The organism is Massilia sp. BSC265, from assembly GCF_000740675.1.
GTDB lineage: Bacteria > Pseudomonadota > Gammaproteobacteria > Burkholderiales > Burkholderiaceae_D > Telluria.
Window position 1 is genome coordinate 145,195 of record NZ_JPXI01000030.1, and the last position, 17,246, is coordinate 162,440.

General features: G+C 65.6%; 16 protein-coding genes. 11 read left to right on the forward strand and 5 right to left on the reverse strand.

Annotation, left to right across the window (positions count from 1 at the left end; genetic code table 11):
- The first annotated feature begins 31 nt into the window (after positions 1 to 31).
- The gene (locus MA09_RS10470) at positions 32 to 1,018 is read left to right on the forward strand and encodes an aldo/keto reductase (protein WP_036247869.1); all 987 of its coding nucleotides are present in this window, start codon (positions 32 to 34) and stop codon (positions 1,016 to 1,018) included.
- Between the two features lie 5 nt (positions 1,019 to 1,023).
- Here MA09_RS10470 and MA09_RS10475 read toward each other — a convergent pair whose 3' ends face one another.
- Positions 1,024 to 2,061, reverse strand: coding sequence for a YafY family protein (locus tag MA09_RS10475; RefSeq protein WP_036247871.1), 1,038 nt, complete (start codon positions 2,059 to 2,061; stop codon positions 1,024 to 1,026).
- Between the two features lie 112 nt (positions 2,062 to 2,173).
- Here MA09_RS10475 and MA09_RS10480 point away from each other — a divergent pair, with 112 nt between their 5' ends.
- From MA09_RS10480 to MA09_RS10530, 10 genes are all read left to right on the forward strand, one after another.
- Entirely contained in the window at positions 2,174 to 2,818 is a 645-nt protein-coding gene (locus MA09_RS10480) for a glutathione S-transferase family protein (RefSeq protein WP_036247873.1), read from the forward strand.
- A gap of 372 nt (positions 2,819 to 3,190) precedes the next feature.
- Positions 3,191 to 3,781, forward strand: a complete 591-nt coding sequence (locus tag MA09_RS10485) for a PEP-CTERM sorting domain-containing protein (protein WP_081897539.1) — start codon at positions 3,191 to 3,193, stop codon at positions 3,779 to 3,781.
- Positions 3,782 to 3,801: 20 nt separating this feature from the next.
- Entirely contained in the window at positions 3,802 to 7,356 is a 3,555-nt protein-coding gene (locus tag MA09_RS10495) for a pectinesterase family protein (protein WP_051933358.1), read from the forward strand.
- A gap of 78 nt (positions 7,357 to 7,434) precedes the next feature.
- Positions 7,435 to 7,740 (forward strand): putative quinol monooxygenase, encoded by a 306-nt coding sequence (locus MA09_RS10500; RefSeq protein WP_036247880.1) that lies wholly within the window; start codon positions 7,435 to 7,437, stop codon positions 7,738 to 7,740.
- Positions 7,741 to 7,859: 119 nt separating this feature from the next.
- The gene (udk, locus tag MA09_RS10505; protein ID WP_036247882.1) at positions 7,860 to 8,513 is read left to right on the forward strand and encodes a uridine kinase; all 654 of its coding nucleotides are present in this window, start codon (positions 7,860 to 7,862) and stop codon (positions 8,511 to 8,513) included.
- A 162-nt stretch (positions 8,514 to 8,675) separates the two neighbouring features.
- Positions 8,676 to 9,878 carry a DUF4382 domain-containing protein gene (locus tag MA09_RS10510; RefSeq protein ID WP_036247884.1) on the forward strand — a complete coding sequence of 401 codons (1,203 nt, stop codon included), beginning with the start codon at positions 8,676 to 8,678 and terminating at the stop codon, positions 9,876 to 9,878.
- A 77-nt stretch (positions 9,879 to 9,955) separates the two neighbouring features.
- Positions 9,956 to 10,840: a dienelactone hydrolase family protein gene (locus tag MA09_RS10515; protein WP_036247887.1), complete on the forward strand. Its 885-nt coding sequence runs from the start codon at positions 9,956 to 9,958 to the stop codon at positions 10,838 to 10,840.
- 135 nt (positions 10,841 to 10,975) lie between these two features.
- The gene (locus MA09_RS10520; protein ID WP_036247889.1) at positions 10,976 to 11,713 is read left to right on the forward strand and encodes a ZIP family metal transporter; all 738 of its coding nucleotides are present in this window, start codon (positions 10,976 to 10,978) and stop codon (positions 11,711 to 11,713) included.
- A gap of 127 nt (positions 11,714 to 11,840) precedes the next feature.
- Complete coding sequence (locus MA09_RS10525) at positions 11,841 to 13,946, forward strand: TonB-dependent receptor domain-containing protein (protein ID WP_036247891.1); 2,106 nt, start codon at positions 11,841 to 11,843, stop codon at positions 13,944 to 13,946.
- Entirely contained in the window at positions 13,946 to 14,326 is a 381-nt protein-coding gene (locus tag MA09_RS10530) for a MerC domain-containing protein (protein ID WP_036247893.1), read from the forward strand. Before MA09_RS10525 ends, MA09_RS10530 begins: the two co-directional genes overlap by 1 nt.
- A gap of 131 nt (positions 14,327 to 14,457) precedes the next feature.
- Here MA09_RS10530 and MA09_RS10535 read toward each other — a convergent pair whose 3' ends face one another.
- Genes MA09_RS10535 through MA09_RS10550 form a run of 4 tightly spaced genes read right to left on the reverse strand, consistent with a single transcriptional unit; the run spans position 14,458 to position 17,243 of the window.
- The gene (locus tag MA09_RS10535) at positions 14,458 to 14,835 is read right to left on the reverse strand and encodes a Fur family transcriptional regulator (protein ID WP_036247895.1); all 378 of its coding nucleotides are present in this window, start codon (positions 14,833 to 14,835) and stop codon (positions 14,458 to 14,460) included.
- Between the two features lie 6 nt (positions 14,836 to 14,841).
- Positions 14,842 to 15,393 carry a hypothetical protein gene (locus tag MA09_RS10540; RefSeq protein ID WP_051933360.1) on the reverse strand — a complete coding sequence of 184 codons (552 nt, stop codon included), beginning with the start codon at positions 15,391 to 15,393 and terminating at the stop codon, positions 14,842 to 14,844.
- 48 nt (positions 15,394 to 15,441) lie between these two features.
- Complete coding sequence (locus MA09_RS10545; protein ID WP_036247898.1) at positions 15,442 to 16,308, reverse strand: sulfurtransferase; 867 nt, start codon at positions 16,306 to 16,308, stop codon at positions 15,442 to 15,444.
- Positions 16,309 to 16,316: 8 nt separating this feature from the next.
- Positions 16,317 to 17,243, reverse strand: a complete 927-nt coding sequence (locus MA09_RS10550; RefSeq protein WP_036247901.1) for a DMT family transporter — start codon at positions 17,241 to 17,243, stop codon at positions 16,317 to 16,319.
- Positions 17,244 to 17,246: the final 3 nt, after the last annotated feature.

Below are 17,246 nucleotides of genomic sequence, written 5' to 3' on the forward strand. Positions count from 1 at the left end.
CGCCCATTGAACTGATCATCCGAGGGGAACTATGCAACAACGAAAACTGGGCCGTACCGGTGTAGCCGTCTCTGAAATCGGTTTCGGCGCGTGGGCGATCGGCGGCGCCTGGGGCGACGTCAGCATGGAAGACGCCAAGGCTGCACTGCATGCGGCCCTGGACGGGGGCTGCACCTTCATCGACACCGCCGACGTGTACGGCGATGGCCGTTCGGAACAGATCATCGCGGAGGTGCTGGCCGAACGTGGCGGCGAGCGGCCGTTCGTCGCCACCAAGGCGGGCCGCCGCCTCGTCCCCCATGCGGCGGAAGGCTATACCAAGGCGAACCTGGCCGAATTCGTGGAACGCTCCCTGCGCAACCTGCGTGTCGATTGCCTGGACCTGGTCCAGCTGCATTGCCCGCCGCCCGCCGTGTATTACCGGCCCGAGGTATTCCAGGCGATGGATGAGCTGGTTGCCGAGGGCAAGATCCGGCATTACGGCGTGTCGGTCGAAAAGGTGGAAGAGGCCCTGAAAGCCATCGAATACCCGAATGTGGCCACCGTCCAGATCATCTACAACATCTTCCGCCAGCGCCCCTCCAAGCTGTTCTTCGACGTAGCGAAGCGGCGCGACGTCGGCGTCATCGTGCGCGTGCCGCTGGCATCGGGCCTGTTGACCGGCAAGATGAGTGCCGACACCGCATTCGCCGCGGACGACCACCGGGCCTTCAACCGCAACGGCGAAGCATTCGACAAAGGCGAAACCTTCGCCGGCGTTCCTTACCCGTTGGCGCTGGAAGCGGTGGAACACATCCGCAAGCTGGTCCCCGGCGACGCTTCGATGGCGCAGTTTGCCTTGCGCTGGATCCTGATGGAAGAGGGTGTCAGCACCGTTATCCCCGGGGCCAGGAACGCGCGGCAAGCGATGGCTAACTCCGAAGCAGCGGGGCTTGCACCTATTTCCCCGGAAGTCATGTCAGAGTTGCGCTCGCTCTACCGTGAGATGATTGCACCGCACGTCCACCATCTCTGGTAGTCGCGCTACGGGGCACACGCGTGTTCCCACGCGGCTTCTGCTGCGAGGACGGCATCGGCATCGTCAGCCGGCGTGTGCAGGTTTGTCGTGTAGGTCTTGGCCAATAGTGAAACGATGCGAGCGACCTGGATGCGCAGTGCCTCCGGCGCCAGGACGTCGGCGTGGGCGCCGAAGCGTAGCAGCTCGTATGCGGCGTGGTGAACCGGCCCCACGGGAAGGACCACGGTTCGCCATCCATCTTCGGCGGCTTCCCCGATCGTGGCGTGAGCGACGGCAAAGGGAGGCAGGAAGGCCTCCATCATCTTGACTCCCCACGGCGAGAGCCGTACGCTGGCCCGTTCCGGGTGCTGCTCCTGCGCGAAGCGGCGGGCGTTCTCGGCCCAGTAGGCCGGCAGGTCGAAGTCGTCGACGTGGTCGACACGGCCGTCGAGCAGCGTCAGTTCAAGGATGCGCGAGACACGATAGGTTCGCACGTCCGTCCCGGCCCTGGCGACGAGGTACCAGGCGCCGCCCTTGAGCACGATGCCGAGCGGGTCCAGCACACGCTCTTTCTCTGCTTTCCAGCTCCGATAGCGGATGCGGATCGGCCGTTCACCCCAGACGGCTTCCGCCAGCCGCGGCAGGCAAGCCGGGCGTTCGCTTGCGTCGAACCAGCCGGGCACGTCCAGATGGAAGCGCAAGCGCATCCGGCCGGCGCCTTCGCGGATCTCGGCGGGAAGCGCAGCCAGCAGCTTGTCCCGCGCGCTTGCGCAGGCCGCGCCCAGTCCCAATTCAGCCGCCTGTCCGGACAGGCCGCCCAGGAACAAGGCTTCGGCTTCCAGCGCCGACATGCCGTTCAGGCGCGTTCGATAGCCGTCCAGCAGCCGGTAACCCCCTAGATTGCCGCGCTCGCTGTAGATGGGAATTCCGGCGGCGCTCAGGGCGTCGACGTCGCGATAGATCGTGCGCAGCGACACCCCGTACTCGTCGGCGAGCGCCCGCGCCGTCGCATGGCCGCGCGCCTGCAGTGTGGTGAGGATGAAAAGGAGTCGGCTGGCGCGCATGTTCCAAGTGTAATCCATACCTGACAGAAGATGTCAGCTTGGCACGCATACCATGCTCTCGGTCGACCGCGGATCGGCACACCGACATCCAACCAGCCATCGAGGACATCCCATGCATACACAGCGCAGCATTACCTTCTTCCATTCGCCACAGACCCGCTCGACCTCAACCTTCATCCTGCTCGAAGAACTCGGCGCACCCTACGAGCTGCGGGTCTTGAACATGAAGGCGGGCGAACAACGCCAGAGCGCCTTCCTGGCTGTGAACCCGCTGGGAAAAGTGCCGGCCATCCTGGACGGCGACACCGTCGTGACCGAGCAGGTGGCGATTTTCATTCACCTGGCCGACCGGTTCGCGCAAGCGGGACTGGCGCCATCCCTCGGGGATCCGCTGCGCGGCGCCTACCTGCGCTGGCTCGTCTACTACGCCGCCTGTTACGAGCCGGCGCTGGTGGACCGTTTCATGAAACGCGAGCCGGCGCCGCCCATGAGCTCACCCTATGGCGACTTCGACGCCATGATCGACGTGATCGACACCCAGCTGCGGCGCGCACCCTATCTGCTCGGCGATACCATGTCGGCTGCCGACGTTTTATGGGGGGCGGCGCTGGGCTGGGGCATGGCGTTTGCCGGCGTGCCGCGCCTTCCGGCTTTGCTGGACTATGCCGAGCGGATCGGCGCCCGCCCGGCAGCAAAACGCGTCGAAGAACGCGACAATGCACTCGTTGCCGCGCATGAGGCTGCGCTGGTGGCTTGATCGGCAGGCCACCCTTGAGTATCGGCTAGACCAAATTTGAAAAATGGTCTGACCAAATTCGATTCATTTATGCTAACCTGAAGGCTCCACTGCCGAGTTCGGCAGCTGGGGCTGGACCCGTATCACCACGATCGCTCGCTGGACGGCGCAGGACAGCCCACGAGGCTGGCAAAGCCGTGCAGCGAGCATCTTCCAGGTGATGGTTCACGCGTACTACTCACCGACACCCGGCACCGGCAAAGGCCACGCACGGGCCGGGGCCGGTGACGCTTCTCCAAACGACAAGCCATAGCGAACAGCGCGCGTCCCAGCGAGGCGCGGCGCCGGCGCTCGCCTGTCGACACCATCACCTCGACCGATCAGGACCAAGAAATGAAAACAAAAATCATATTGGAGACACTGGTATTGGCTGCAGCGCTCACGGCAACCCAGGCGGGCGCTGCACCCATTTCCCTGCAAGGCAGCACCATCACCGGCACCTATAACGGCTCGGCCGAAGGGATGCTGGGACTGGACCACCTGTTCCAACCGGAACCGGGCAGCAACATCACCACCATTGATCCCAACGGCTATGAGGAGGTCGAATTTCTTAGTGCGGACACCTTGTTCGCCTTTGACTTCAGTGCCACCGGCCGGCTGACCGTGACCCTCAACGCCCTCGAGGCTCCCCTTGGGAACTATCGCGCGCTCTTCGACTTCGGCAGCGGCCTGGCCCAGCGGATCGGCAGCTTCACGCTGGATGACACCAGCGGTATCGGGACGCTGCCCGTCCTGTCGGTGATCAATGAGCACGCGATTGCGATCGATCTCTCCACCGTCACTTGGAACGATGCCTTCAGCGGGTTCTCCGCGCAGATCGGCGCGGCGGCGGAAGTGCCGGAGCCCGGCAGCGCCGGCCTGGCGCTGGCGGGCCTGGCCGGCCTCGCCCTGGCCCGTCGCCGCAAGAGCGCAGCACAACGCTAAACCCAGTTACAGGAGCTCACATGAAACATCCAGGTTTCAAGGCAGCGGCACGTGCTGCCATCCTGCTGGCGTGCGTGTTCGGCATGCCGGCAGCCGCAGCAACCGACCCGGCACGGCAGGCGGCGCCAACAGACGGCTGGGCCGGCCAGGCCGGCGGCACGCTCGGCGGCTCGGCAGCCGGCATCGACCATATCTACACCGTCAGCAAGCGCTCCGAACTGCTGGCGGCGCTGAACAATGGCGGCGACAACCCGAAAATCATCAAGCTGGTCGGCAGCATCGACATGAGCGAGGGCAGGCCCTACACCTCGACCTCCGACCAGGCGGCGCGCGGCGCCATCCGTCTCAAGAGCAATACCACCCTGATCGGGGCCGACGCCAATGCGGGCATCGTCAACGGCACCGTGCTGGTGTCGAACGTCTCGCAGGTCATCATCCGCAACCTCAAGATCGTCGCGCCCTGCGACGTGGAGCCGGTCTGGGACCCGACCGACGGTTCCACCGGCAACTGGAATGCGGCCTATGACGCGATCGGCGTCTCGAACTCGCACCACGTCTGGGTCGACCGTGTGACCCTGACCGACGCGCCGCTGACCGATGATTTCCTGCCGGTCGAGAACGGCAAGAAGAAGCAGTGCCACGACGGCGCGCTCGACATCACCAATGCCTCGGACTACGTGACGGTGTCGTACAACGTCTTCGGCCAGCACGACAAGACCACGCTGGTCGGCGGCGGCGATTCGGCGACGGCCGACGAAGGCAAGCTGCGCGTCACCTTCAGCAACAACGTGTACCGCGACGTGGCCCAGCGCGCCCCGCGCGTACGCTTCGGCCAGGTCCACGTGTTCAACAACTATTTCGTCGGCAGCAAGTCCGCGTCGCCATATGCGCACAGCTACAGCATCGGCGCCGGCAAGAACGCCAAGATCCTGTCGACGAACAACGTGTTCGAGATCGCCGGCGCGCCAGGCTGCGACGGGGTCGTCACCAACATGAGCAGTGCGAACCCGGGCGCCTTCAAGGACAGCGGTTCGGTGCTGAATGGCAAAGCGCTGGGCGCCTGCTCGGTCTCGAACGCCGTCACCTGGACCCCGCCGTATGCCTTCACGCCGCGTCCGGCATCGCTGGTGAAGGCCAATGCGCTGGCCCAGGCCGGCGTCGGCAAGATCAGCACGGCGATCAGCGGCAGCGGCAAGGTCACCGTGGACCAGAACCCGACCCTGGCATGCCCGGCCACCGGCCTGACTTTCTGCGACGACTTCCAGAACGGCAGCACTGCCAAGTGGGACCTGCTGCCGGTGCCGGGCCCGAACGGCAAATTCAGCGTGACATCCGAGGTGGCCGGTGGCGACAACAAGGTGCTGCAGTACACGGCCGCGACCACGGGCGGCGTCCTCGCCCTGGTCAAGCCGGAGGCCTTCGGCGGCGTCCCCTCGGCTGACTACTTCGTCGAGGCGCGCATCCGTCCGATGACGAACGGCACGACCGGCAACAAGTTCCTGTATCTCGTCACGCGCTACGTCAATCCGTCCAACTGGTACGCGGCCGGCCTGAACGTGCAGAACAGCAGCACCAGCACCCAGGTGGAAATCGCCCGGATGCTGAACAATACCCTGAGCCGGATCCGCCAGGTGCGCATGCCGATCGAGATGGATGCAGCTTTCTACACGGTGCGCTTCGAGATGATCGGCAGCACGCTGACGGTCTACCTCGATGGCCGCAACCTCGGTTCGGTGACGGACAGTGCGTTCGCGGCGCGCGGCCTGATCGGCCTGTACACGGCGAACAAGTCCTTCATGATCGACGACGTGCGCGTCGGCGATCCGCGCCTCAAACCCGTACAGCTGAACCTCGACCCGGCCGGGCAGGCCTGGTCGGCGGAAGTCGGCGACGCCCCTTATCAGGCGAGGATCACGGCCGTGGCCAGTGACGGCCAGCCGGACAGCTTCAGTGTCGAATCGAGCAACCCGGCCGTGGTGGCGGTGGCCAGCAGCGGCAATACCATCACCCTCACGCCGGTCGGTGCGGGCAAGGCCGACATCGTGGTCCGTAGCGGCTCCGAGCCCTCGATCACCCGCACCATCGCCGCCACCATCGCGCCGCAGTTCGTGCAGCCGACCCAGGTGTACGCGATGCAGGGCGCCAGCTTCCCGGCGCCGCTCGACGCGGCGACGCACGTCGACACCTCGCTCAGGCTGGTCTTCGACAAGCCGCCGACCCTTGGCGCCAGCGGCAGCATCCGCATCTTCCGCAAGATGGACGATGCCCTGGTCGACGTCATCCGCATCAGGGATGAAACCGACGTGCTGGGCTACGAAGGCCAGGCGCAGGTGCGCAAGGTGAACACCACGCCGATCCGGATCGTCGGCAACACGGTCACGATCAAGCCGCACAGCAACAGGTTGAGCTATGGCACCGAGTACTACGTGGCGATTGCCGACGGCGTGTTCACGGGCACCAGCCTGGGCGGCACGCCTTTCGTCGGCATCGGCAAGGCGGCCGGCTGGACCTTCACCACCAGGGCCGCTGCGCCTACCGGCAGCAGCCTGACGGTGGACGACGACGGCGATGCCGACTTCCGCACCGTGCAGGGCGCGCTCAACCATGCGATGCAGCGTTTCGCGAAGGCGGATCCGGTCACGATCCATATCCGAAACGGCCGCTACGAGGAACTGCTGTACCTGAACGGCAAGGACAATGTCAGCATCAAGGGCGAGAGCCGCGACGGCGTGATGATCTCGTATACCAATAACGAGAGCTTCAATCCGGGCACCGGCAGCAGCCAGGCCAGCACGGCGGCCGGTACGCCGTCCGGCGGACGCGCGGTGATGCTGGTGGAGGCATCCGACATGCTCAGCCTCGACACCTTGAGCCTGAAGAACACCACCATCCGCTCCAGCGGCATCTCGGGACAGGCCGAGACCATCTACTTCAACAGCGAGGGGCGCCTGGTGGTGAAGAACGCCAGCTTCTACAGCGAGCAGGACACCCTGAACCTGAAGGGCTGGTCCTGGTTCTACCGCACGCTGGTGGAGGGCAACGTCGATTTCATCTGGGGCAGTAGCCGCGCCGCGCTGTTCGAGGAGAGCGAAATCCGCTCGGTGGGCGACAGCGCGAATGCCGGCAGCGGCGGCTATGTGCTGCAGGCGCGCGTGCCCACTAGCAGCGATATCGGCTACGTGTTCCTGAACAGCGCGCTGACCCATGGTCCGGGTCCGGGTCCGCTGCGCGGCGACGTGCCGAACGGCGCCACCTACCTGGCGCGCAGTTCGGGCAACACCGCCACCTGGGACAACATCGCCTTCATCAACTGCAGGATGGATACGCACGTGGCAGCGGCCGGCTGGGCAGGGCAGGGCGTGAATGGGCAGCCGGCACCGAACCCGCTCGTGGCCCGCGCCGATGCGGGCTGGCGCGAGTACGGCAGCCTTGATATGGCCGGCAATCCGCTGAACCTGGCGGCGCGGGTGGGTGGCTACATCCTGAGCGACACCGATGTGGCAAATCGCTTCGCTTCGCGCGAGAAGGTGTTTGCGGGGTATGGCAACGGGGCGGGGTGGAATCCGCAGCCGTGATCCGAGTTGGCCGGCGTTCCTGCATGGCGGGAACGCCGGCGTGCTAAGCTTGGGTATCGCACCTTTCTCGAGACCGCCATGAGCTTGCCCGTTGTCGCCATTTTCGTCGCCAAACCCGGCTTCGAAGAGAAGCTGGAGGCCCTGTTCCGGGGCGTTGTCGCCACGACCCTGGGCGAGGAAGGCTGCATCAGCTACCAGATCAATCGCGACATGGCGAACCCGCGTCGCTTCGTGTTTACCGAGGAATGGCGGAGCCAGGCCGACCTCGACCGGCATCTTGCGGCCCCGCATTTGCGGGCGCTCTCCGAGCAGGTGCCTGAATGCATCGAATCGAGCGATGTGCTGTTGTTGACCAAACTTGCGGGCGGGGCGGTAACAGCCTGAAGCGGTCATTGCTGAACGAACAAGTTACGTACGGAATACTGGTCTTTGTCACGGAAAAGCTGCAGTTCTTCCGCCAAGCGGCCCTGTCGGTTCGCCCGCCCCTCCGGTATCATGCGTGAATGAACGAGATTTCCTTCCAACCGTTTGTCATTGGTGTCGCCGGAGGCAGCGGCAGTGGCAAGTCAACGGTGACCCAGCAAGTCCTGGCGTCCTTCGGCGCCGAGATGGTGTCGGTCGTGATGCAGGACGATTACTACCGCGACCAATCCGATCTTACCCCCGAAGTCCGCCGCAAGCAGAACTACGACCACCCGGATGCCTTCGACTGGCCACTGCTGGTGAAGCACGTCCGGGCCCTGCGCAGTGGCGAAGCGATCGAGATGCCGGAGTACGACTTCACGATCGACAACCGTTCCAACAAGACCATTCCCGTCAAGCCGGCCCCGGTCATCGTCATCGAAGGCCTGTTCGCCCTGTATGACGCGGACCTGCGCGACATGATGTCGCTGAAGATCTTCGTCGACACCGCTGCCGACGTGCGCTTCATCCGCCGCATGCAACGGGATATCGCGGAACGCGGCCGCACGACGGAAAGCATCGTCAGCCAGTACCTGGAAACGGTGCGTCCGATGCACAAGCAATTCATCGAGCCGACCAAGCGCAATGCCGACGTCATCCTGCCCCACGGCGCCAACGGCCCGGCAGTCGATGTCATCACGACCAAGGTGGCAAGCGTTATCGGCCAATTGAAGCGGCGTTCGACCGATCGCTGACGCCGCTCGGCTGTTGCGTGCAGGCCAGTCAAACCCTGCTCATCTGTAAAGACTGTAAGCAACTGTTTCAATGTGTGCCGAAACACGTAACAGTTGCTTTTCTGAATGCTAGGATTCCTTCAAAGCTGCTGTTGGCAGACCCATTGAAAGGCAATCCATCACATGTTCGAGACCACACCCCGCCTCGCCCTGCTGGGCGCCACCGCCATCAGCGCCGCCGTTCTGTCTGCCTGTGGCGGCGGTGGCGGCAGCGACGTCCCGGCCACCACGCCGATCAGCACCCTCGGTACCCTGGCCGTGTCGATGACCGACGCCCCGGCCTGCGGCTTCGACGCCGTCAACGTCACCGTTTCCAAGGTGCGCGTGCACCGCAGCGAAGGCGCGTCGGAGCTTGATGCCGGCTGGACCGACATCACCCTGAGCCCGGCAAAGAAGATCAACCTGCTGAACCTGACCAACGGCGTGCTCGAAGCGCTCGGCCAGACGTCGCTGGAAGCGGGCCGCTACACCCAGCTGCGCCTGGTCCTGGACGGCAATGGCAGCAGCGTGGTGCCGACTGCCGGCAAGACCGAGCAGCCGCTCGAAACGCCGAGTGCAGTCCGGAGCGGCATCAAGCTGGTCGGGAACTTCGAGGTGACGGCCGGCCAGAGGACCGACGTCGTGCTCGACTTCGACGCCTGCAAGTCCGTCGTCACCCGCGGCCGCAACAGCTATGCGCTGAAACCCGTCGTGAAGGTGGTGCCGGCGACCCTGAACGGCATCTCCGGTTTCGTCAGCACCGCGCTGCTGGGCCGCAGCGTACAGGTCTCGGCGCAGCAGAACGGCCAGGTCGTCAGCGCCACCACGCCGAATCCGACCACCGGTGAATTCGTCCTCTCACGCCTCGCGCCGGGCAACTACGACGTCGTCATCACCGCCAACGACAGCGCGGCCAGCGTGGTGGCAAGCGTGCCGGTGGCCTCGACCAGCAGCACCACGGTCCTGAGCACATCGAGCGCCCCGATCCTGCTTGCGCCGGGCAATACCGGCTCGATCGGCGGCACGGTCACCATGAGCCCCGCCAGTACCGAAGCTGCCTACGTCTCGGCCAAGCAGAGCTTCGCTGCCGGCCCGACTGTCACCATCAAGTACCAGGGCGCGGACCTGGCTACCGGCGCTTACACGATTGCCAACCTGCCGGTGGCGGCGCCGCAGTTCGCCATGTATAGCACCACGCTGCCGCTTGCCTTCAGCGCCAGCACGGCGGCAGCAAGCGGCAAGTACCGCGTGGAGGCAGCCGCAGCCGGCTACGTGACGAAGTCGGTCGACAACGTCGACATCGGTAGCGCCAACCAGTCGAGCGTCAACTTCGCGCTGACCCGCTAACGCAACTCAGCGCTAGCGTGCGCCCCTCCGGACTTTGCTAAGATAGCAAGCCTGTCCAACACAACCGGAGGGGCCACATGAAAGATCTCATTCGCGATGCCGAAAGCCTGCTGTCCGCCAGCGCGTTCAGCGAGGGTGTCGACCGCCGCGTCTTCCTGAAAGCCGCCGCCGGCGGCGGATTCGCCGTCGCCGCGCTGCCAGTGGTGGCGCAGACCCAGATCCAGACCAGTACCGAGGGCCTGGATGCGGCCGACCACATCGTGGTCGTCAACGGCCAGGACGTGCCGGTCTACCGCGCCCAGCCCAAGGACCGCACCAACCTGCCGGTGGTGCTGGTCATCTCCGAGATCTTCGGCGTCCACGAACATATCAAGGACGTGGTGCGCCGCTTCGCCAAGGCCGGCTACCTGGCCGTGGCCCCGGACCTGTTCGTGCGCCAGGGCGACGCCACCAAGGCGCCGGATACCGGGACCCTGATGAAGACCATCATCGCCAAGGTCCCGGACGCCCAGGTCATGACGGACCTCGACACCATCGTCAAGTGGACCAGGCAGCGCGGCGGGAATACCGACAAGCTGGGCATCACCGGTTTCTGCTGGGGCGGCCGCATTACCTGGCTGTACGCCGCGCATAACAAGGACGTCAAGGCCGGCGTGGCCTGGTACGGCCGCCTGGTGGGCGAGACCAACCCGCTGCAGCCGAAGCATCCGATCGACATCGCCCAGAACCTGAAGGTGCCTGTGCTCGGCCTGTACGGCGCCAAGGACACCGGCATCCCGCTGGAATCGGTGGAGCGCATGCGCACGGCGCTCGACGCCGGCAATAGCCGCTCGAGGATCCACGTCTATCCGAACTCGGGCCATGCCTTCCACGCCGACTACCGTCCGAGCTTCAATGCCGCCGACGCCAAGGACGGCTGGGCCAAGGCGCTGGACTGGTTCTCCAAGCACGGCGTCGCCTAAGAACCGGCACGGCCTTGCCTGATCTGCACCGAGCGCGGCCGGGCAGGGTACAATGCCCGGTTTGCCGCTCCGCGTTAGATCAGAACAAGAGGTTTTCAAATCGACCCCATTCTCTCTTCCATCCTGCTGGCGACCGTGATCGCCGGCGTCGCCAGCATTACCGGCGCTGCCGTGTTTTCGTTCGCGCTGCTGTCGAAGGTGGTGGAGCGGATGGTCAGCCTGTCGGTCGGCATCATGCTGGCCACCTCCTTGCTGCACGCCCTGCCGGAAGCTTTCGCGTCCGGGGCCAGCACGCGCAGCCTGTTCGCCACGCTGCTGGGCGGCCTGCTGGCCTTCTTCGTGCTGGAAAAGCTGGCGATCCTGCGCCACTCGCACCACCACGAAGGCGACGGCCACCACCACGCCCACGGCCATGACGCCCGCCAGGCCGGCAAGTCGGGCTGGATGATCCTGCTGGGCGACGGCATGCACAACTTCACCGACGGCATCCTGATCGCCGCGGCCTTCCTTGCCAACCCGGAACTGGGCATTGTCACCGCGCTCGCCATCGTCGCCCACGAGATTCCGCAGGAGATCGGCGATTTCATCGTGTTGCTCAATGCCGGCTTCTCGCGCTTGCGCGCCTACGTCTTCAACCTCCTGTGCAGCCTGCTGTCGGTGGCCGGGGGCCTGCTCGGTTACTTCACCCTGGACCGCGCCAGCGACCTGATTCCCTACGTGCTGGTGTTCGCGTCCTCGGGCTTCATCTATATCGCGGTCAGCGACCTGATGCCGCAGATGCAGCGCCGCGCCACCGTGCGCGAATCGGTGCCGCAGGTACTCCTGATTGCGCTTGGCGTTGCGATCGTGGTCGCGCTGAACCACGCTTACTGAGCGGCGGCTGCTTCCCTTTCCCGGATCGACATGGCGCTCCGGCAAGGGAGGGCAGGCCGTGTTTCCTTCTTGCTTCGCTAATGATAATGACTTATCATTACCGGAGAATTCAACGGAGGAACCCTGTATGCCCGCTTCGACCTTCCCACGTACGCCGCTCGCGCTGGCGATCCTGTTTGCCTTCGGCGCACCACTGGCCCAAGCCCAAACCCAGACCGATAGCCGCCTCCAGGCCGATCCCGACACCGTCCCGACCGTGGTGGTTTCCGCCAGCGCCCTGGGCGTGGTGAGCGACGACATGATCACCCCGGTCACCTCGCTCGGCGGCGGAGAACTGGTGCGCGTGCGCGAATCGACGCTGGGCGAAACCCTGGCCAACCAGCCGGGCATCACCTCGAGCCACTTCGGCGCCGGCGCCAGCCGTCCGGTGATCCGCGGCATGGACGGCCCGCGCGTGAAGATCCTGTCGGATGGTGCGGAAGTGCAGGATGCTTCGACCATCAGCCCGGACCATGCTGTCGCTTTTGAACCTGTATTGGCCGAGCGCATCGAAGTGCTGCGTGGGCCTTCGGCGCTGGCCTATGGCGGCGGGGCGGTGGGCGGCGTGGTGAACATCCTGGACCGCAAGATTCCGACCAAGGTGCCGGAGAAGGGCGTCGAGGGCAGCGCCGAGGTACGCGCCAATTCGGTGGCGCGCGAGAAGACCGGCGCTTTTGAAGTGACCGGCGGCAGCGGCAACTTCGCCGTCCACGCCGAGGGCGTCAAGCGCGACGCCGGCGAATACCGCGTCGGCAAGGGCTGGGAGGGCGGGGAAGGGAGCAAGCGCGTGCACGGCAGCCATAAGGACACCGAGACCGGCACCGTCGGCCTGTCCTGGGTGGGCGAGCGCGGCTACCTGGGCGCCGCCTACACCAAGGAGCGCACCGAATACGGCATCCCGGGCCACGGTCACGAATTCGCGAGCTGCCATCCGCACGGCGACCACCTGCACTGCGGCGGCCATGGGCATGAAGAAGAGCATGACCACGATCACGGGCACGGCCATGAAGAAGTCCCGGTCGTGAAGCTGAACAGCGAGCGCTGGGACTTGCGTGGCGAGTACCGCAATCCGCTGCCTGGTTTCGCCAAGGCCCGCCTGCGCGCCTCCTTTACCGACTACCGCCACGACGAACTGGAAGAAGGCGTGGTCTCCACCAGTTTCATGAACAAGTCGCACGATGCCCGCGTCGAGCTCGAGCACCTGCCGGTCGCCGGCTGGCGCGGCGTGATCGGCCTGCAGACCACGCGCCGCGACTTCGACACCGAAGGCGAGGAAGCCTATGTGCCGCCGACCGTGACCAAGCGCCACGCGGCCTTCGTCACCGAGGAGTACAAGCTCGACAACTGGCGCTTCGAAGCGGGCCTGCGCCACGAATGGCAGGACATCGCCGTCGACAATGCGCGCTTTGCCGGCGCACGCGACACTGAAGCGAAGGGCACCTCGGTGGCGCTGGGCGCGGTCTGGAAGTTCCAGCCCCAGTATTCGCTGCGCGCAGGGATCTCGCGCGCCCACCGCCTGCCGGCCGCCGAGGAGCTGTACGCGGACGGCGTGCACCTGGCCACCTCTACCTACGAGATCGGCAACCAGAACCTGGGCAAGGAAACCTCGAACAACATCGATGTCACCCTGCGCAAGTTCGAGGGCAATACCACCTTCTCGCTGAGCGCCTTCCACAACCGCGTCGACAACTACATCTACGCGCACACGCTGGACAACCACGAAGGCTTCCAGCTGGTCGAATACGCCCAGCGCGATGCGACCTTCAGCGGCCTCGAAGGAGAGCTGCGCCACAAGTTCTCGAACGTCGTGGAAGGCACGCTGTTCGGCGACTATGTGCGCGCCCGCTTCGACAAGGACATCGGCGCCGACGGCAGCCGCAACATCCCGCGCATCCCGGCCCACCGCATCGGCGTGCGCCTGAACGCGGACTGGCAGGCGTGGCACGGCATGGTCGAACTGGTGCGGGTCGGCAAGCAGGACAAGGTGGCGGAGTTCGAGGGAACGACCGGCGGCTACAACATGCTGAACCTCGGCACCCACTACACGACCCGCATTGCCGGCGTGCCGGCCCAGCTCTACGCGCGCATCAACAACCTGACGAACGAGCTGGCGTTCAGCCATACCTCCTTCATCAAGGAAGCCGCGCCGCTGCCCGGCCGTAACATCACCGCCGGCCTGCGATTCATCTTCTGATGAAGGCCCTGATCAGGTTTGCCGACTACGCCGGCATGGCGGCGTCGGCCCTGTGTCTGCTGCACTGCCTGGCGATGCCGCTGTTGATCGCGGCATTTCCCTTGCTGGGGCTGGGCGGGGCGCACCATGCCTTGCATGATGCGCTGCTGCTGGGCGTGACGGTGCCGGTGCTGCTGGCGCTGGTGCCGGGGTATGTCAAGCACCGTGACCCGGTCGCATTAATGCTCGGATTGGCGGGGCTGGGCGCGTTCCTGCTGGCCGTGTTCGTGGTCGGGCCGCAGCTGGGCGAGATGGCGGAGACGGTGGCAGCGGTGCTGAGCAGCGTGCTGCTGCTGGGTGCGCACCTGCGCAACCACCGTTATTGCAAGGATTGCCGGTAGGGTGGGCGGGTCTCCCGCCCACGCGGTGATCGCTAAATATTGATTCGTCGCGGCCGTGCTGGGGAGCGTTGACCGCGTGGGGTGATCTGCGCCAGTGGCGTAGATCACACGCCGCCCACCCTACAGAACCATTATCGTAAACGGCAGGCGCTGCACAAGCCGTACAGCGTCAGCTCGTGCGTCTCGAGCAGGAAACCATCCGGCGTCAGCTTCTGCATATCCCCCGGACAGGCATGCACCTCATACACCTTGTCGCAGGAGCGGCAGTGGAAATGATGGTGGTGGCCATGCCCCGCGAGCTCGTAGCGGTCGCCGCCGCCCGGCAGCGACACGGTCGTGATCTCGCCCGCTTCCAGCATCGACTTGATGTTGCGGTACACCGTCGCCATGCCGATGCCCGGCACCACGGTCTGGGCGTGCTCGAGGATTTCCTGCGGCGCGAGCGGGCGCCCGGCGTCTTCCATGCATTGGTGGATCGCCTTGCGCTGGCGTGTATTGCGCTGTTCCATGGCCGCTTACTTCTTCGCGCGCAGCGATTCGAGCTCGGCGCGCAGGTTGCTGCGCTCGGCGTAGGATTTGTCCAGTTGCGCACGCAGGGTCTTCACTTCTTGTTCGAAGGTGTCGCGCGCGGTGGTGGCGCCCACCAGCTCCATTTCCGCGGCCAGGCGCGCGTCCGATTCGGCCGCCTGTGCCGCGACATTGCGCTCGAGCTGGGCGCGCAGGTCGGCCAGCTGGCGGTCCTTGCCCTCGATCGCCAGCTGGTCCTTCGCCTTGCTCACCAGCGCCTCGGTGGCGACCTGGCGCGCGTCGCGCAGTTCCGCCGTCAGGCGTTCGATCTCGGCCTGGTGTTCGCTGGATGCGGCCAGCGCCTGGTCGCGCGCGGCCTGCAGCTCGGCGCTGGTCTCGCGCAGGGCGGCCGCATCGGCCTCGACCTCGGCCAGTGCTGCGCGCACCGGCGCGGCGGTCTGCTCGGCTACCTGCTGCACCCAGCCGCTCAGGGCGGCGGCAACCGCTTCGGGAATCTCCAGCGCCGGGGCGCCTGCCTTGTTGTTGTCTACATCCGACATTGCTGCGTTATCTTTCGTTGCTGCTCGTTTCATGTGAAGGCCCCCGCTTCAAGCGTCGCCGGTTGCTACCGGGCGGCCAGTTTCGTTCTTGCCGTCGCCCACCCATTCGCTCCACGACCCCGGATACAGCGCCGCACCAGGCATGCCGGCGACTTCCAGCGCCAGCAGGTTGTGGCAGGCGGTGACGCCGGAGCCGCACTGCATGATGGCGCGCTTCGGGTCGTCGACCAGCGGCGCGAATTCGCTGCGCAACGTGTCCGCATCCTTGAAGCGGCCATCAGGCTGCAGGTTATCCTTGAAGAAGCGGTTGCGGGCGCCCGGGATATGGCCGCCGACCGGGTCGATGGTTTCGTTCTCGCCACGGAAACGGTCGCTTGCTCTCGCGTCGATCACGATGCGTTCACCCTTTTCGACGTTTTCCATCACTTCGGCCACCGTCACGGTCGGCACGAAGGGCGCGCGGACGCTAATGCTGCCGCGCGGTTTCGACACGGCCTCGGTGCTCAAGGGCTTGCCGAGCGACTGCCAGGCTGCCATGCCGCCGTCCAGCGCCGCGACCGCCTCGTGGCCGAGCCAGCGCATCAGCCACCACAGGCGTGCGGCGAACATGCCACCGTGGGCGTCGTAGGCCACGACCTGCGAATCGTCATTGACGCCCCAGGTGCGCAGGGTGTCGATCAGCGCCTCTTTTTCCGGCAGCGGATGGCGGCCGCGGAAGACGCCGTCCGGGCCGCGCTTGGCGCCCGACAGCTCGGTTTCGATGTCGCCGAAGACCGCGCCCGGCAGGTGGCCGATGGCATAGCCCTCGCGGCCGGCCGCCAGGTTCATCAGATCGTGGCGGCAGTCCACCACGATCCAGGACGGGTCATCGATATGTGCTGCCAAGTCGTGTGCGGAGATCAGGGTGTTGTACATGTCGCTCCTCAAGTTTCGCTGGCGATGGGATCGGTATCCTTGACCACGGCGCCCTTGGCCGTGCTGCGTGTATTGTAGAACGTCGCGGCGATGCCGGATGCCAGGATCACGCCGATGCCCAGCCAGACATGCCAGTCGAAGGTATCGCTCCACAGGACCAGGCCCCACAGGCTGGAAAACACGATGCCCGTGTACTGCAGGTTGGCCACCACCAGCACCTTGCCGACGCGGTAGGCGCGCGTCATCGCGATCTGGGCCAGCAGGCCGAAGATGCCGACGCCCAGCAGCAGGGCGCCGCTGTACAGGGTGTGGCTCTGGAACACGGCGCCCGGGCCGGCCCCGCTGTCGCCCGCGAGCGTGCCGAACAGGCCGGCCACGGTCGTACTCAGCGAGAAGTAGAACACCACACGGTATTCCGGCTCGCCCATCTGGCCGAGCTTGCGCACCTGCATGTAGGCGGCGGCCGAGATCAGCGACGAGGCCACACCGGCCAGGCCGCCCAGCCACTGCTTGGTCTCGATCGCCGGCTGCAGCACCAGGGTCACGCCGAAGAAGCTCATGGCGATCGCCATGACCAGCGGCCACTCGGGCAGCTTGGTGCCGTGCCACCAGCCGTGGGCGAACATCCAGGCCGCGATCCAGATCGGCGCCATGTAGTTGAGCGTGACCGCGGTGGCCAGCGGCAGGCGCGAAATGGCGAAGAACCACAGCCACAGCGAGACGACGCCGACGACGCTGCGCCAGACGTGGGCCGCCACAAAAGGGGTCTTGAAGGTGCCGCCCTGGTGGCGCACCGCCACCAGCAGGACCAGCGTGCCGATGAGGCCGCGGTACATCAGCAGTTCGGAGGTGGAATAGAACTCGGACGCCAGCTTCACGCCCGCACCCATGGCGGCGAACGCAAAGCTGGCAAACAGCATCCAGAGTGAAGCCATCGG

Excerpts from the sequence above, each read along its gene's own strand:
- MA09_RS10510 (WP_036247884.1), top strand. The coding sequence starts at position 8,676 with ATGTTCGAGACCACACCCCGCCTCGCCCTGCTGGGCGCCACCGCCATC.
- MA09_RS10530 (WP_036247893.1), top strand. The coding sequence starts at position 13,946 with ATGAAGGCCCTGATCAGGTTTGCCGACTACGCCGGCATGGCGGCGTCG.
- MA09_RS10475 (WP_036247871.1), bottom strand. The coding sequence starts at position 2,061 with ATGCGCGCCAGCCGACTCCTTTTCATCCTCACCACACTGCAGGCGCGC.
- MA09_RS10535 (WP_036247895.1), bottom strand. The coding sequence starts at position 14,835 with ATGGAACAGCGCAATACACGCCAGCGCAAGGCGATCCACCAATGCATG.
- MA09_RS10540 (WP_051933360.1), bottom strand. The coding sequence starts at position 15,393 with ATGTCGGATGTAGACAACAACAAGGCAGGCGCCCCGGCGCTGGAGATT.
- udk (WP_036247882.1), top strand. The coding sequence starts at position 7,860 with ATGAACGAGATTTCCTTCCAACCGTTTGTCATTGGTGTCGCCGGAGGC.
- MA09_RS10515 (WP_036247887.1), top strand. The coding sequence starts at position 9,956 with ATGAAAGATCTCATTCGCGATGCCGAAAGCCTGCTGTCCGCCAGCGCG.
- MA09_RS10525 (WP_036247891.1), top strand. The coding sequence starts at position 11,841 with ATGCCCGCTTCGACCTTCCCACGTACGCCGCTCGCGCTGGCGATCCTG.
- MA09_RS10495 (WP_051933358.1), top strand. The coding sequence starts at position 3,802 with ATGAAACATCCAGGTTTCAAGGCAGCGGCACGTGCTGCCATCCTGCTG.
- MA09_RS10550 (WP_036247901.1), bottom strand. The coding sequence starts at position 17,243 with ATGGCTTCACTCTGGATGCTGTTTGCCAGCTTTGCGTTCGCCGCCATG.
- MA09_RS10470 (WP_036247869.1), top strand. The coding sequence starts at position 32 with ATGCAACAACGAAAACTGGGCCGTACCGGTGTAGCCGTCTCTGAAATC.
- MA09_RS10545 (WP_036247898.1), bottom strand. The coding sequence starts at position 16,308 with ATGTACAACACCCTGATCTCCGCACACGACTTGGCAGCACATATCGAT.
- MA09_RS10500 (WP_036247880.1), top strand. The coding sequence starts at position 7,435 with ATGAGCTTGCCCGTTGTCGCCATTTTCGTCGCCAAACCCGGCTTCGAA.
- MA09_RS10485 (WP_081897539.1), top strand. The coding sequence starts at position 3,191 with ATGAAAACAAAAATCATATTGGAGACACTGGTATTGGCTGCAGCGCTC.
- MA09_RS10480 (WP_036247873.1), top strand. The coding sequence starts at position 2,174 with ATGCATACACAGCGCAGCATTACCTTCTTCCATTCGCCACAGACCCGC.